This is a genomic window from Variovorax sp. 05N34 (assembly GCF_056397405.1).
Genome location: NZ_JBFTNI010000005.1, coordinates 245,444 through 259,364 on the forward strand (window position 1 = coordinate 245,444; position 13,921 = coordinate 259,364).

Consider the following 13,921-nt stretch of genomic DNA (forward strand, 5'->3'; position numbering starts at 1 on the left):
GCCTCACGCGGAGATAGCGTCGGCAAGGCGGCGAGCGTTGGAGGTCGCCTTCGTGTGGATCGGCTTGAGCCCGCGCTGCACGATGCGCGCGCCTGCGCTGCTCAACTGAGTGATGGCTGCCGCCGATCCGGCCGCCGCACTTCCGAGCGCCTCGGCGTGCGTCAGGGCCTCTGCCGCGGTCACGCTCATGGACAGCGAGAAAAGAGCCACGCCGCTGCCGAGCCAGTGACGGACTGCGCGGTTGGTGAGCGCGAATTGTGTGGTGTGAAGCTGGTTGGCCATCGCGGCACCGGCTTCGCTCACTGCCGCCAGCTTTTCGTGACTCATGAGCTGGAATTCGACAAGGTCCTCGTCCGTTGGGGTCAGCCCCGCGCGGGCGATGCGCTCGGTGCGCATCTGAATGACTGACCGGGAGCACACGAGCATTTCTGTCGTCTTGACGGCGACATCAGCCCACAGCATGAGCGGGTTGAAGAAGCGCGGGGAGGAGATGCTGCGTGTCATGGAACGTTGTGTGCTTGGAGTCCACTGGACTATAGACCTTCCATGTCTCTTTTGCTGCGCTGCAACATTCAATTAAGGATGGCGTCCTACTCGCGTGCCTGCCGTGGTAGCCAGCAGATCGGGCTCGAAAACCTTACGATCATCGTCGATTTTCATCCTCGTGGAATTAGAAGAATGCATCAATTACCTGCCGTTTTCAGAACGGTTTTGTTCGCGGGATCCGTTTTCCTCTCTCTGGGTGCTGCGGCAGCTTCCTCGGACGAGATGAAGGGCGCCTACATCGATTTCGGCCGCACACCCAGTGGCTCCAATAACACCGACTCCCTGACTGCTGGCTTGGTCGTTCCGGCGCTGATGGCGCCACGAGCGATGTGGGGCGGCGTCATGACCTTTTATTGGGACTTCTTCCTGAGCGCTTGGCGTGCACCAGAACCGCCCAATGGCGCGGACAAGAAGAACTATGCGCAAATCGGCGGGATCGGCAACTTCCGCTACAGATTCGGCGAAGGCCAATCCCCCTGGTTTGTCGAAGCAGGCTTGGGCGGCACAGTGACCGACAGCCTCTATCGCACGCCTGACCGCCAGTTCACCACTGCCTTCCAGTTCACCGAGCAACTGAGCGTGGGGCGCAGTTTTGGAGCGGCGCGGGAGCACGAACTCTCGCTGCGGATCCAGCATTTTTCCAATGGGGGCATCAAAGAGCCGAACCCAGGCGAGAACTTTGTGCGGGTGCGCTACCTGTATCGGTTCTGAGTTCAGGCGGCTCATTGCATCCGCGCGTGGATCGCGCGCTTTCAAAAGCTTGCCTATAGCGCGTGAGCCACAGGCCTTCGTCGGCCTTGTCGACTCCCGGCCCGAACTCCAGAGCCTCGCGATTCCATCGGACACTGCAGGTCGGGGTGAGGAGGGCCCAGTTCATCTGGGCGAACCGGCGCGCAAAGAAGGGTGCGATCGCCTCGACGATGTAGTGATCGGGCTCCAACCACGCGATGTGCAGCGGGGCGCCTTCTACACCTGAATCGACAGGCCTGAAGCGGATGAGCGCCTTTGTCCGCTGGATATCGCGCCGCACAGCCTGCGCCATGTGCACCGCGCGCACGCGATCGCTGTCCAAGGGGCTGCGGCGCAGGCCGGGTTCGTGCACGAGCCGCCACAGCAAGCGGTACAGGAGGTCGAAACGACCGGGGTCGCTGTGCAGAATGACGACATCGCACAGAGACATGAATGAGCGAGGCAGGAAGAGATTGACGCCCCCGTGCGGCCTGTCGGCGGAATGCCGTTTTTCGCCATTTGCCGCCGCACATGAAGGGGAGATGGCGAGCCCCTGCGGCGCGTTCCACTCGACTTCCTCTGGCGGAACAAGCGTTGCGAGCAACACCCGGGCTTCTCGGCGGAATCCGTCCAGGTCGGTCTGGCTCGCCAGGGTGACGGAATGAAGCGACATGCCGTCAAGTTAGGTCTCGCTTCTGGACGCTCCTGTAGGCGGTGAGGCGTAAAACGGCGAAGGATGCGCTGGCTTCACTGGCGAGGGGCCGCCCATCTCGCGACCGCCGATCCGGCGCTACCTGGCTGTTGCCAATCGGCGCCGCAGGCGCCTCGTGTGCACTTCGGTCGCGATGTAGACCACGCAGGCCACGATCAGCGGGAGAAGATAGTAGAGCGCGCGATAAGCCAGCAACGCCCCGAGCAGCTGGTCTTGCGAGAGCCGGTGCGACAGCAGCGCGATGAAGACGGCCTCCAGCACCCCCAGCCCGCCCGGGATGTGCGTGATGACTCCCGCCACGGCCGCAACCAGAAACACGCCGAGCACGGATGGGTAGGGCAGTCGTTGCTCGAGCAGGAACCAGATCACGCCCCCGATCAGCGACCAGTTGGCGGATGAAATCACGAGTTGGAGCAGCGCGATGCGCAGCGGCGGCGTGTCGATCTCGTGGCCGTGTATGCGCCAGGTGTGTTCGCGCGCAATGGCGCACAGGATCAGGTAGGCGAGCCCCGCCAGAATCAGCAAAGCGCCAAGAATCCGCAGGCCCTCGTCGCCGATCTTCCACTCGGGAGGCAGCGGCATGGGCCAGAAGCAGAAAGCCGCTCCAGCGACCGCGAAATAGCCGAACCAGTTGGTCAACATGCTGAAGGCGAGCACGCGGGTGATCGTGTTGTTGTCCAGGCCGAGCCGTGAATAGAGGCGATACCTGAAGGCGATCCCGCCGACCAGTGCGCCCAGGTTCAGGTTGAATGCATAGCTGATGAAGGTGATACCCATCACCGAGCTGGTGCGCAGCCGGTGGCCCGTCATCCGGCGGCCGAGCAAGTCATAGGTGCTGTAGAGCAAGTGGCTGCACACGGCCAGCGCCGCGGCCGCGAGCAACAGTGGCAGCGGAATCTCGCGCACCGACGCGAGCACTCCGCGCCAATCGATGGTGCGCGCCTGCCGGAAGATCAGGAACAGCACCAGCGCAAAGAAGACCCATGCTGCGATTCGTCTAGTGCGGTGCCATCCTGGCGAGGCAGGGCCTCCTGGGGGCGCCACGGCGCCCGTCGCCGGTGTGGAGGCCATCACGCTGCATCCGTTCGCGTCGCGCCCGAGCCGCGTGGCTGTGAGCCTTCAAGCGGCTTCAGCAGCGGCGCATGTCGCGGCAACATGCCGATCAACGCCGGATACCAGCGCAAGAGATGGAAGATGAAGAAGCTGCGCACCAGCCGCCAGGCGCTCCATTCCGTCAGGTCGGCCGCATGAATCTGTTTGCAGCCATGCTGCATCAGCGAATCGAGACGGTCCCACAGCACCTGATTGAATGCCCGGTCGCGCACGATCGCGTTGGCCTCCAGGTTCAGCGACAGGCTGAGCGGGTCAAGGTTGCTCGATCCGACTGTGCTCCACTGCTCGTCGACGACAGCAACCTTGCCGTGCAACGGCCGCTCGCAATACTCATAGATGCGAACGCCGGCGTGCAGGAGATGGTGATAGAGCATGCTCGCGGCTGTCTTCACGAAAGGCATGTCCGGGTTGCCCTGCAAGATCAGCCGCACGTCCACCCCGCGCCGCGCCGCACGTCGCATTTCCTTGATCAAGGTGTAGCCGGGGAAGAAATAGGCATTGGCAATCACGATGCGTTGCCGCGCACTCCGGATCGCGGCCCGATAGCGGCGTTCGATGTCGTCGGTATGGCGGCGATTGTCTCGCGTCACGAACTGCACTTCGGCTTCGCCCTGCGGCTCGGGGCGGATTCGACTAGAGGACTTCAGGCGCCGCCTGAACCAGCTGGGTCCCTTGCCGCCTACGGCAATGGCATGCAGCACGAAGCGATGGATCTCGGCCACGATCGGACCTGCGAGTGCCACTGCGTAGTCCTGCTTGCCCTTGGGGCCGTAATCGAGCAGATGATCGGCCGCGAAATTGATGCCGCCGACAAAGGCGATCGATCCGTCGATGACCACGATCTTCCGATGCATGCGGCGGAAGACGTTGAGCCGTTGCCCGAACAGGCGCCTGCCGGGATCGAACACACGCACCTTGACGCCGGCGGAGGTCAGCCCTTCGATGAACTCAGGCGAAAGGTCCGGCGAACCGAAGCCGTCGACCATGAGGTCGACCTTCACACCTCTTTGGGCAGCCGCGCGCATGGCGGCGTGGAGCGCCTTGCCCACCTTGTCCTCGAACAGGATGAAAGTTTCGACGATGACCTCCTGGCGCGCGCTTCGGATGGCGTCGAACACACGCGGGAAAAATGTCTCGCCGTTCTCGAGCAACTCGACTTGGTTGCCGCCGATCCAGCGCTGACTGCCGGCCGCGCTCACAGCTGGATCTCCGCGACGAGCGGCGCATGGTCCGAAAGATGCGACCAGGGCCTTCGGGGCAGCACCACCGGCGCATGCACCGCCGCGTTGCGCACGTAGATGCGGTCCAGCGGCAACACCGGAAACCGCGCCGGAAAGGTCCTCGCGGCGTTGCCGTTCGCGAGCACGAACACCTCCCGCAACGCGGCGCCCACTTCGAGGATGCGATGCGCCTTGCCGCGCCAGTCATTGAAATCGCCCGCAACGATCAAGGGCGCGTCGGCCGGCACCTCGTCGCGCACGATATGGCAGAGCAGGTCGAGCTGCTCCTGCCGATGGCTTTCAGCCAGCCCGAGGTRCGCGCAGATCACATGCACGTCGACAGGCCTTGCGGGCAGCCGCAATACGCAATGCAGCAGTCCTCGCTTCTCGGGTCCGGTGATCGACACGTCGTGGTTTCGGTGGTGCACGATCGGGAACTTCGAGAGCACCGCGTTGCCGTGGTGCCCCTTGGGGTAGACGGCGTTCCGGCCATAGGCGAACTGGGGCCACATCGTGTCCGCGAGGAACTCGTAATGCGGCGCCTCCGGCCAGTTGTCGATCTTGCGCGAATGGCGCGAGTGCGTGCCGAGCACTTCCTGGAGAAACACGACGTCCGCGCCCACTGTACGAACCGCTTCCCTGAGCTCCGGAAGGATGAACTTGCGATTCAGGGCCGTGAAGCCCTTGTGGGTGTTCACGGTCATGACTTTGAGCGAGGTCGGCAAGGGCATCACAGCCGCCGTGTGGGACGAGGGCTTCACAGTTGAAGTTTGTAAGCTGGCCAAAGTTCGGCAAGTGTAGGAACGCACCACGTTCTTTGCCAGCCTGCGCGGCTCATGGGCGTGCTCCTACAGGCACGGCGTGCCGCTCCTCACATGTCGCAGCAGGCACCCCTCCTACGGTGGATTCCATTCCATGAGAGACAAGACAGGAGCCATCATGAAGCAAGCACTGTTCACGAGCACCGTTTTGGCCGGACTTCTCGGCCTGGCGGGCATTGCGTCCGCGCAGATGACCTCGCAGCCGGCGCAGCCCGACCCTGCGGTGGCCGGCCAGGCGAGTACGAAGACTCCGGCGGGCGTCGGCAATCCTACCCAGCGGCCCGACGGCACGCAGCCGGCTTCACGCGAGGCGGTGAAGGCAGAGGCGCGTGCGCACAACCGAAACAACGCCAACAACCAGGTGCCCAAGGGCGAAGCATCAACGACCGTGAACAACCAACCCAATGCCGTTGCGCAGCCGACGGGCGAGATGTCGCGCGCGGAAGTGAGCCAGTCGGGGCGCAAAGCCAAGCCGCAGTTTGGCCAAAAGGGTGAGCGGCCTGACGTGCCGACCAATCCGACGACCAAGACTGGCACGCCCCAATAGGCTCGAGGTCCGGCGAACCAAAAATGAAAAAGCCCGCGGCACTTCCGCCGCGGGCTTCGGGATCCGCTGACGAGGCTCAGCTCTTGCTGGCTGGCGCCGTTGGATGGCGACGGCCGCCGTGTTCGCCATGTTCACCCCGATCGCCAGGGCCGAAGCGCCGCATCGACTCGGCATCGAAGGTCTTCTGCTGATCGGGCGTCAGTCCAGCATAGAAAGTCCGCGTGGCCTCGGCCCGTTTGGCAAACCTGGCGGTGCGTTCGGCCTGACGCGATTGCATCAGGTCAAGCCGTTGCGGCGTGGTCAGCTTGGCAAACTCGGCGCGGTCCATACGGGGCGGCTGGCCTGAAGGGGGCGCCGGCGGCTGCTGCGCGGCCGTGAACGTGCTCCACGCGCTTTCCTGCGCAGGCGTGAGCTTGAGCTTTTCCTTCAACTCTGCGAGATGCTGCGCGTGGCGCTGCTGCATCTGCTCGAAGCGCTGCGCGCGGTCCGGCCGTGTGTGCGAAGGATTCGCGCCAGGCTGCGGTGCGACCGCTGCTGGAGCAGGCGTCACTGGCGTTGGGGTCGCTTGCGCGAAGGCGCCAGTCGAGGCAAACGAGACTGCCAGCAGACCGGCACAGAGAAGGCTTTTGCGAGACGAGATCATGAGAGTGCTTCCTTTCGAAGAAGCCCGCCGCCGATGGGCAGCAGGTGAAGGGAAGTGTGGCGAGCCCGTGTTTCGCGACGGTGAGGGTCGGGTTAGCGGGCGTAAAGATAGATGAACGCTCGCGCCGCCTTCGGCCTTGGTTTCAGCCTCCGCTTCAGCTGAACTTTCCGTTCTGGAAATCATGCACGGCCTGCGTCACCTGCTCTCGGGTGTTCATGACGAAAGGCCCATATTGGGCGATCGGCTCGTGCAGCGGATTGCCGGCGATCAGGAGCGCTCGCGCAATGCTGTGATTGGAGGCGGGCGCGCGGAGCACGACGCCATCGCTGCCCGGGTCGTTCGCGAGTATCGCCATGCGCTTGGTCGGGATCTCGCTGCTTCCGATGTAGATCGACTCGCGAAACACGTAGATCAACGCGTTGTAGTGGTCCGGCAGTGGCTGCGCAAATTCGGCACCGGGTGGCAGCGCGATGTCGAGGTAGACCGGCTCGGTATGTTCACGCTGCATCGCGCCGGCGACGCCGTGGCTTTCGCCAGCAATGACACGCACCCGAACGCCTGCCGGCGTGACGAATTCCGGAATCTCATGGCTCTGGATGTCGCGATACCAGGGCTCGCGCATCTTGTCCTTGGCCGGCAGGTTGAGCCACAGCTGAAAGCCCTCCATGAGGCCTTCTTCCTGTTCCGGCAGCTCGCTGTGTACGAGGCCGCGGCCGGCCGTCATCCATTGCACGCCGCCGTTGGACAGCAGCCCTTCGTGGCCATGGCTGTCCCGATGACGCATGCGCCCCGAGATCATGTAGGTCACGGTTTCAAAGCCACGGTGCGGGTGGCTCGGAAAGCCGCCGATGTAGTCCCCGGGGTTGTCACTGCCGAAGGCGTCGAGCATCAGGTAGGGATCGAGCCGCTGCTGCAGCGTCTGGTGCAGCACGCGGGTGAGCTTGACGCCATCTCCGTCGCTGGTGGACACGCCGGCAACGATCTGGTCGACGCCACGGGGTTGGGCCAGGGCGATCGGTTCGACCGCGTGCGCGCTGTGGGCGTGGTTTGGAGTGGGTGTGGTCATCCAAGCATGGTGGCACGGTCGGGACGACCGCGCTAGGGGTGGGGGCGCCTCAGCCGAGCGCTTCGAGTTCCCAGGAGACGCTTTGCCAGGCGATGCCGAAGCCCGTCCGAGTGGCGCCCGATGCGGGAGCCGCCTGGGTCGCGAGCACCGCCCAGTCGGCACCGGCATGCACGCTGTCGATGACAGGGACGGGCACCGCAGGGGCGATTTCGGCGGCCATGCCGGCAAGGCCCGCGCCGCCCAGGATGACCGCTCGCGCATCGAAGCGCAGGGCCGCGTCGCGGCAGGCTTCGGCAAGCAGTGCGTGGGCGGCGATCGGGTCGGCCGCGAGTTGTGCTCCGGTCGGTGCCAAGGTGTGGATACCCGCGAGCGATGGCGAATATCCGAGCGACCACGCCAGCCGTTCGAGCATCGGGCGCCACGGCTCGCCGCCGGTCACGACGGCGAAGCGGCCGTACTTTGCGGCGGACGTGAAGGCGGCCTCCGCGAGCCCGCTGACGGGCACCCCCGCACCGTCGCGCATCGCGAACAGACCCGGATCTCCGAAGCAGCCGATCAGCACGGCGTCGGGGCGCTCGCCGTGCGCATGCGCGACCGCCCAGGCATCGAGCGTGGCGTGCTGCGCAACCGCGTAGCCGGCCTCGTTGGCGATGTACGGTGCGCCAAAGCGGGCGGTGATCGTGTGCACTTCAAGCGCATCTCCGGCCTGGGCGCGCACATGGCGCTCGAGCAACTGGCTCACCGAAGCGGAGGTGTTGGGATTGATGATGAGCAGACGAGCCATCAGCAGGGACGCGTCGCCCGTCTTCGCAGAAGCGCTGCGGCACCCAGGGCAAGCCCCATGACAGCAAAGGACACGACAGTGGTCACCGTGCCGAGCGCATAGATGGAAGGCGTCGTCACCGTCGATGTGAGGCCCTGGAGTTCGAGCGGCAAGGTATTGACGTCGCCGATCGCCTGCGAGGTGCGCGCGATCTCGTCCCAGCTCAGCGTGAAGCCGAACATGCCGATCCCCACGACGGACGGCCCGATCAGGGGCAGCACGACGTGGCAAAAGGTCTGCCAGGGCGTTGCTCCGAGGTCGCGAGCCGCTTCTTCGTATGCAGGATTGAAGCGGTTGAACACGGCAAACATGATCAGGAGCCCGAACGGAAGCGTCCACGTGAGATGCGCGCCGAGGGCTGAGGTGAGCAGGCCCAATGCAGTGCCGTAGTTCTCGAGCGTGCCGGTCGCATCGAGCGCAGTCAGCGCACCTTTGATCCCCGCATCAAGCAGGCGGAACTGCAGCCCGATGCCAAGCGACACGATGATCGACGGCATGATCAGGCTCGCCACGGTGATGAAGAAAAGCGCGTTGCCGCCCTTGAGGCTCTTGCGGAAGGCAAGGCCCGCCAGCACCGACAGCACCACAGTGAACAGCATCACGACGGTGCCCAGCATCAGCGAGCGCCGGAATGCAGCGCCGATGTCCACCGTGCCAAGCCCTTCGGCCAGCTTGTAGAACCAGTGCAGCGAAACACCGCGCAGCGGAAACGTGAGGCCGCCCTCGGGCCCCTGGAAGCTGAGCACGAAGATCGTGATCATCGGCCCGTAGAGAAACAGCACGAAGACCGAGAAGACAAAAGCCAGAGGCCAGAAGCCCGCCGAGCGTTGTTCGCCGATCCGCATGTTCATAGTTCCTTGCGGATGTCGACGAGCCGCGTGAGGCCCCAGATGATCATGAGCACCACCGCCAAAAGGATCATCGCGTTCGCGGCCGCCAGCGGAAACTGCAGGTACGAGGTCTGCACCTGGATGATCTTGCCCACTGATGCGATCTGCTGTCCGCCCATCACGCCGATCGTCACGAAGTCACCCATCACGATCGTGATGACGAAGATCGAGCCGATCAGGATGCCCGTGCGCGAGAGCGGCACGATCACGTTCCACAGCGTCTGCCAGCCGGACGCGCCGGAGTCGCTGGCTGCTTCGAGCAGCGAGCGGTCGATGCGCATCATCGAATTGAAGATCGGCACGATCATGAACATCGTGTACAGGTGCACGAAGGCGAGCACCACCGAGAAGTCCGAGAACAGCAACCATTCGACAGGCGAGTCGATCAGCCCGATGCCCATGAGGCCTTGGTTCACCAGCCCATTGCGCCCCAGGAGCGGCACCCACGAGATCATGCGAATCACGTTCGAAGTCCAGAACGGCACCGTGCACAGGACGAAAAGCAGCGTCTGCATGCCCGGCGAACGCACATGAAAAGCCAGGAAGTAGGCAACCGCGAAACCGATCAACAGAGTGATCGCCCAAACCAGCAGGCAGAACTTGAGCGTGCTGATGTAGGTGGACAGCGTGACGCACAGGTCACCGTTGTCCGTGAGGTGCGAGCACCCTTCGAAGATGCTCAGGTAGTTGCGCGCCGACAGCGCCGGGATGAGTTCGTACTCGTTGAAGTTCCACAGGCTGACCATCGCGATCAGCGACAGAGGAATCAGGAAGAACAACACGAACACCAGCGCGAACGGCGCCGCCTGCCACCACGCGTTAAGCGGGCGGGCGGCCGATGGGGCGGCATCGCCGCCCGCAACAAGAGTGCTCATGACGAAGAAGCAAAGTTGATTTCTCGAGGCGAGCCGCACGAAGCCTGTTCGTGAGACACCGCGGAACCGGCTTTGCCGGGCCGCCGGTGTCGCCCCCCGGCAGGGGGGTGGGCGGCTACACGGAGTGAGCCAACCTGGGGGGCGAGCTTCATGCCGCCACGAATTCGTTCCACTTCCTCACCATGTACTCGTTCTCGTCCATCACGGCGTTCCAGCAGGCAATTGCGCCCATGCGCTCTTCGTAGCTGCCGCCGTCGCGCACCGCACCGGCCTTGGCGATGACGTCGCCTTGCGGGCTCTTGATGTCCTGCGCCGCAGGCTTGCCTTCCATCCAATAGGCCCACTCGTATGGCTCCATCTTGGCCTTTGCGGTGTCCAGGACAGCGCTGTAGTAGCCCTGGCGATTGAGGTAGGCACCCGCCCAGCCATCGAGGAACCAGTTGATGAATTCATACGCACCGTCGAGCTTCCTGCCCGACAACGTTGCCGGCAGGCCGAAGCCGGAGGCCCAGGCGCGGTAGCCTTCCTTCAGCGGCTGGAAGGTGCAGTCGATGCCTTTGCTTCGCACGGCGGTGACCGCAGGCGACCACATCGACTGGATCACGACTTCGCCTGACGACATGAGGTTCACCGACTCGTTGAAGTCCTTCCACAGCGCACGAAATTGCCCCGCCTTCTTGGCTTCGATCAGCGTCTTGATCGTGAGATCGATCTCGGCCTTCGTCATGTTGCCTTTGTCCGCGTACTTGTGGATGCCCTTGGACTCCACCACCATCGCCGCGTCCATGATGCCGATCGACGGGATGTTCAGGATCGCCGACTTGCCCTTGAACTCGGGATTGAGCAGCTCGGCCCAAGAGCCGATCGGCCGCTTGATCAGATCGGGCCGGATGCCGAGCGTGTCGGCGTTATAGGTGGTCGGAATGAGCGACATGAACCGCGTCGGCGACGCCGCGAATGCCTTGCTTTTCTCGCCTTCCAGGTAGATCACCTTGATGGGCGCAGTGCCTTGGCTGCCGACCTTCTTGCCAGCGACTTCGCCCTTTGTGAAGAGCGTGGTGATCTTGTCGGCATTCTTCACGCGCTGAGTGTCGATGCCCTTGAGGTTGCCCGTGGGCACGATCTTCTTGAGCGAGAAGTACTCCGTATCGATCAGGTCGAAGCTGTTGGGCGCGGTCACCGCGCGCTTGGTGACGTCGTCCGTGGTGACTGCCACGTACTGGATTTCGATGCCTGTGTCGGCCTTGAATTTCTCCGCGATCGCCTTGTCCTGGTTGACCGCGGTACCGAGATAGCGCAGCACGGTCTTTTCCTGTGCATGGATGGCGGGGAAGACGCCGCTCGCGAGGATGCCCGCTGTGCCTTGCAGCAGCGTGCGGCGCTGCACGCCGGTGGAGGGTGTTTCGATTTTTTTGGACATGGTGGTCTCCGAAGAGGCGGTGGTGAGGAAACTGAGGAGGACGGCGGTTGCTACCCGGGCTTCTTGCGGCTTGTCAGGCGGCCATTGCGGCCAGCGCGGCGAGGGGTTCGCGCAGCGGAATCGGTGCGCCGTTGCCAGGTTTGACAGGGCGTGTGGCGCCGGCGCCGAGCGGGCGGGCGTCGGCCTCTGACCAGCTCAGGCGCACGCTCTCGCCGACTTCGAAGGTGCGGCTGACGAAGGCCTTTTCGGACAGCAGCACCGAGACGCTGCTTTGCTCGGGCCGCACGCCCGTGAGCCGCAGTCCGAGCAGCACGTAGGTGCCTTGGTATTCCACATCGGTGACGTGCGCCGGCAAGCCAGTCTCTCCTGCGGCGCCGGTCGCCGGCGCGATCTGCATGTGATCGTTGCGCACCGCGATGAGTCCGTCATGCACGGCGAAGACGTTGTGGCCGCCCATGAAGCGCGCGACGAATTCGCTGGTTGGATGGTTGTAGACCTGATGCGGCGGACCGACCTGTTCGATCAACCCGTGGTTCATGACGACCATCGTGTCCGCCAGCGCCATCGCTTCTTCCTGCGAATGGGTGACGTGAATGAAGGTGAGGCCCAATTCCTTCTGCCAGCGGCGCAACTCGGCGCGCATCTGGATCCGCAAGAAAGGGTCAAGTGCCGAAAGCGGCTCGTCGAGCAGCAAGACGCGCGGTTCGGTGATCAACGCGCGCGCCAAAGCGACCCGCTGCTGTTGTCCGCCCGAGAGCTCTCCCGGCTTGCGTTCTGCGAGCTGGCCCATCGCGACGCGCTCCAGCAGGTTCCTGGCGCGCTTGTGGCGCTCGCTCTTGGACACGCCCTTCATCTTGAGGCTGAAGGCGACGTTGTCGAGCGCCGAGAGATGTGGAAAGAGCGCGAAGCTCTGGAACATCATCGCCGTGCCCCGCGCTGCGGCGGGCAGGTTGGTGATGTTGCGGTTGTCCAGCAAGATGTCTCCGCCCGATACTGACTCGTGACCCGCGACCATTCGCAGCGTCGTGCTCTTGCCGCAACCCGATGGGCCCAGCAGGCAGCAGTAGCTGCCGCTGGCGATGCGCAGGTCGATCTGGTCGACGGCGGGCGGCGCACCGGCGACGTAGCGCTTGGTCAGCGCGACGATCTCAACGGCTGCGGGCGGAGGGGCGGTGACAGCATCCATTGATGCGTGTCATCGCAAGACATGTGCCAGCGATCCCAGCCACGTCAGGGTGGTGCGAAGCGGGCTGCGGCGACTTTGCTCAGCAGCGCGTCCCGTTGAGGCTTGGTGATGCCGCGTACGCCGTCCGCCACCCACTTTGCGCGATCGAGATTGATGTTGCCTTCCTGCTGCCACTTGCGCACGGCGGCGGCCGGGTTGTTCAGCATGGCAGCCAGCCACACCGCCTGCGCCGGTTCGAGATTGCGCGCAGAGCGCTTGAAATAGGTGCGTGCCGCGGTTTCCGCGCCGCAGATCTGGGCGCCCCACGGTGCGTTGTCGAGGTACAGCTGGAGGATGCGCGCCTTGCCCAGCGTCTGCTCCATTTCGACCGCGTAGAGCAACTCGCGCAGCTTGCGGTCGGCGTTTTGCTGTCCGCCGGTGACGAGGAATTTGGCCAGTTGCTGGGTCAGCGTGCTGCCGCCCCGAGCGACTTTGGACGCTTTCTGGTTGGTTTCCAGTGAGGCGGCCAGTTCGGTGAGGTCGTAGCCGGGATGCATGAAAAAGCGTTGATCTTCGGCCGCGATGACGGCGCGGGCGAGCCAGCTTTCGCTCGTGAGCCGGCTTGGTGCGCCGCAAACGGTGCGTGCGTTGGCGATCGCCTCGGTCCCCAATCCGTCGACGGTGAACTGGCTGATCTGCGGCTGCAACGAGAACGTACCCGCCGGGAGGGCGACTTGGGCGTGCAGGCCCAGCGTGCCGCCGATGCGTGCCCGCCGCAGCTCGGCCAAATCAGGTGCCAGGATGGCGTACCAGCTGGCGATCGGTGCTTCCGGCACGTTAATGTTGAGGAGCAGGGCCTTCTGCGACAGGCGTCCATCCCATCGTGCGTGGAGCGTCTGGTCGCCCTTGGCCTCGGTGACGGTCGAGGTTGGATCGGAAGGCGAGGCTTCGAGAATGCCGCTGAGCGTGCCCGCGTCGCGCCGCACGGTGGCCTTCAGGCGCTCGAACCGAATGGGTGCGCTGCCCAGCGCGGGCACCGTCGCGCTGCAGGGGGCGCATTGCAGTTCAAGCGTGCCCGTAGGCTCGTTCCAGCCAAAAGCGACAGGGCCGAACCTGGTGTCGAGCGTCCGGCCGGCAATCCAGGGCGCGAACCATGACGAAGTCGCCAGCCGGATGGCTGTCGGCACGCCGACATCGAAAGACAGCGGGCCGGCCGGGACACGGGCTGGCCACTCGTCGGGGCCGGGGGCCAGCGCCAGTCTCACGATCAGGAACGCGGCGACCGCGGCGGTCAGCACCAGGGCCAGGGTCGCGAAGAAAAAATAAAGCAGCGCTTTTTTGAGCAAATCTC

At 64.3% G+C, this 13,921-nt stretch carries 15 protein-coding genes; 2 read left to right on the forward strand and 13 right to left on the reverse strand.

Annotated features, from left to right (window positions below; all coding sequences use genetic code 11):
* Nucleotides 1-3: 3 nt before the first annotated feature.
* The gene (locus AC1DMA_RS15800) at nt 4-504 is read right to left on the reverse strand and encodes a polyhydroxyalkanoate granule-associated phasin (protein WP_478127586.1); all 501 of its coding nucleotides are present in this window, start codon (nt 502-504) and stop codon (nt 4-6) included.
* 42 nt (nt 505-546) lie between these two features.
* Between AC1DMA_RS15800 and AC1DMA_RS15805 the strand changes: the two genes are divergently transcribed.
* A complete protein-coding gene (locus AC1DMA_RS15805) occupies nt 547-1,257 on the forward strand; it encodes an acyloxyacyl hydrolase (protein WP_478144785.1) in 711 nt (236 codons plus the stop codon).
* Here the strand turns inward: AC1DMA_RS15805 and AC1DMA_RS15810 are convergent.
* From AC1DMA_RS15810 to AC1DMA_RS15825, 4 genes are all read right to left on the reverse strand, one after another.
* A complete protein-coding gene (locus AC1DMA_RS15810; protein ID WP_478144786.1) occupies nt 1,199-1,948 on the reverse strand; it encodes a TIGR03915 family putative DNA repair protein in 750 nt (249 codons plus the stop codon). The genes AC1DMA_RS15805 and AC1DMA_RS15810 overlap by 59 nt on opposite strands.
* Nucleotides 1,949-2,065: 117 nt before the next feature.
* Nucleotides 2,066-3,058, reverse strand: coding sequence for a lysylphosphatidylglycerol synthase domain-containing protein (locus AC1DMA_RS15815; protein WP_478144787.1), 993 nt, complete (start codon nt 3,056-3,058; stop codon nt 2,066-2,068).
* Complete coding sequence (clsB, locus tag AC1DMA_RS15820; protein ID WP_478144788.1) at nt 3,058-4,299, reverse strand: cardiolipin synthase ClsB; 1,242 nt, start codon at nt 4,297-4,299, stop codon at nt 3,058-3,060. Before clsB ends, AC1DMA_RS15815 begins: the two co-directional genes overlap by 1 nt.
* Entirely contained in the window at nt 4,296-5,051 is a 756-nt protein-coding gene (locus AC1DMA_RS15825; RefSeq protein ID WP_478144789.1) for an endonuclease/exonuclease/phosphatase family protein, read from the reverse strand. The genes clsB and AC1DMA_RS15825 overlap by 4 nt, the downstream gene beginning before the upstream one ends.
* Nucleotides 5,052-5,259: 208 nt before the next feature.
* On the opposite strand from AC1DMA_RS15825, the gene AC1DMA_RS15830 reads away from it, so the two are divergent.
* Nucleotides 5,260-5,688, forward strand: coding sequence for a serine/threonine protein kinase (locus AC1DMA_RS15830; protein WP_478127592.1), 429 nt, complete (start codon nt 5,260-5,262; stop codon nt 5,686-5,688).
* A gap of 76 nt (nt 5,689-5,764) precedes the next feature.
* Here the strand turns inward: AC1DMA_RS15830 and AC1DMA_RS15835 are convergent, their stop codons facing one another.
* From AC1DMA_RS15835 to AC1DMA_RS15870, 8 genes are all read right to left on the reverse strand, one after another.
* A complete protein-coding gene (locus AC1DMA_RS15835; RefSeq protein WP_478144790.1) occupies nt 5,765-6,331 on the reverse strand; it encodes a Spy/CpxP family protein refolding chaperone in 567 nt (188 codons plus the stop codon).
* A 154-nt stretch (nt 6,332-6,485) separates the two neighbouring features.
* Nucleotides 6,486-7,397 carry a pirin family protein gene (locus tag AC1DMA_RS15840; protein ID WP_478144791.1) on the reverse strand — a complete coding sequence of 304 codons (912 nt, stop codon included), beginning with the start codon at nt 7,395-7,397 and terminating at the stop codon, nt 6,486-6,488.
* Nucleotides 7,398-7,446: 49 nt separating this feature from the next.
* Nucleotides 7,447-8,181 (reverse strand): aspartate/glutamate racemase family protein, encoded by a 735-nt coding sequence (locus AC1DMA_RS15845; RefSeq protein WP_478127595.1) that lies wholly within the window; start codon nt 8,179-8,181, stop codon nt 7,447-7,449.
* Complete coding sequence (locus AC1DMA_RS15850) at nt 8,181-9,071, reverse strand: ABC transporter permease (protein ID WP_478144792.1); 891 nt, start codon at nt 9,069-9,071, stop codon at nt 8,181-8,183. The genes AC1DMA_RS15845 and AC1DMA_RS15850 overlap by 1 nt, the downstream gene beginning before the upstream one ends.
* Nucleotides 9,068-9,985: an ABC transporter permease gene (locus tag AC1DMA_RS15855; RefSeq protein WP_478144793.1), complete on the reverse strand. Its 918-nt coding sequence runs from the start codon at nt 9,983-9,985 to the stop codon at nt 9,068-9,070. The genes AC1DMA_RS15850 and AC1DMA_RS15855 overlap by 4 nt, the downstream gene beginning before the upstream one ends.
* A 148-nt stretch (nt 9,986-10,133) precedes the next feature.
* Nucleotides 10,134-11,405 (reverse strand): ABC transporter substrate-binding protein, encoded by a 1,272-nt coding sequence (locus AC1DMA_RS15860; RefSeq protein ID WP_478144794.1) that lies wholly within the window; start codon nt 11,403-11,405, stop codon nt 10,134-10,136.
* 73 nt (nt 11,406-11,478) lie between these two features.
* Nucleotides 11,479-12,591, reverse strand: a complete 1,113-nt coding sequence (locus AC1DMA_RS15865) for an ABC transporter ATP-binding protein (RefSeq protein WP_478144795.1) — start codon at nt 12,589-12,591, stop codon at nt 11,479-11,481.
* Nucleotides 12,592-12,635: 44 nt separating this feature from the next.
* On the reverse strand, nt 12,636-13,916 hold the full coding sequence (locus tag AC1DMA_RS15870; RefSeq protein WP_478144796.1) for a biosynthetic peptidoglycan transglycosylase: 1,281 nt from the start codon (nt 13,914-13,916) through the stop codon (nt 12,636-12,638).
* Between the last annotated feature and the right edge of the window lie 5 nt (nt 13,917-13,921).

Excerpts from the sequence above, each read along its gene's own strand:
- AC1DMA_RS15800 (WP_478127586.1), bottom strand. The coding sequence starts at position 504 with ATGACACGCAGCATCTCCTCCCCGCGCTTCTTCAACCCGCTCATGCTG.
- AC1DMA_RS15805 (WP_478144785.1), top strand. The coding sequence starts at position 547 with ATGTCTCTTTTGCTGCGCTGCAACATTCAATTAAGGATGGCGTCCTAC.
- AC1DMA_RS15810 (WP_478144786.1), bottom strand. The coding sequence starts at position 1,948 with ATGTCGCTTCATTCCGTCACCCTGGCGAGCCAGACCGACCTGGACGGA.
- AC1DMA_RS15815 (WP_478144787.1), bottom strand. The coding sequence starts at position 3,058 with ATGGCCTCCACACCGGCGACGGGCGCCGTGGCGCCCCCAGGAGGCCCT.
- AC1DMA_RS15830 (WP_478127592.1), top strand. The coding sequence starts at position 5,260 with ATGAAGCAAGCACTGTTCACGAGCACCGTTTTGGCCGGACTTCTCGGC.
- AC1DMA_RS15835 (WP_478144790.1), bottom strand. The coding sequence starts at position 6,331 with ATGATCTCGTCTCGCAAAAGCCTTCTCTGTGCCGGTCTGCTGGCAGTC.
- AC1DMA_RS15840 (WP_478144791.1), bottom strand. The coding sequence starts at position 7,397 with ATGACCACACCCACTCCAAACCACGCCCACAGCGCGCACGCGGTCGAA.
- AC1DMA_RS15845 (WP_478127595.1), bottom strand. The coding sequence starts at position 8,181 with ATGGCTCGTCTGCTCATCATCAATCCCAACACCTCCGCTTCGGTGAGC.
- AC1DMA_RS15850 (WP_478144792.1), bottom strand. The coding sequence starts at position 9,071 with ATGAACATGCGGATCGGCGAACAACGCTCGGCGGGCTTCTGGCCTCTG.
- AC1DMA_RS15855 (WP_478144793.1), bottom strand. The coding sequence starts at position 9,985 with ATGAGCACTCTTGTTGCGGGCGGCGATGCCGCCCCATCGGCCGCCCGC.
- AC1DMA_RS15860 (WP_478144794.1), bottom strand. The coding sequence starts at position 11,405 with ATGTCCAAAAAAATCGAAACACCCTCCACCGGCGTGCAGCGCCGCACG.
- AC1DMA_RS15865 (WP_478144795.1), bottom strand. The coding sequence starts at position 12,591 with ATGGATGCTGTCACCGCCCCTCCGCCCGCAGCCGTTGAGATCGTCGCG.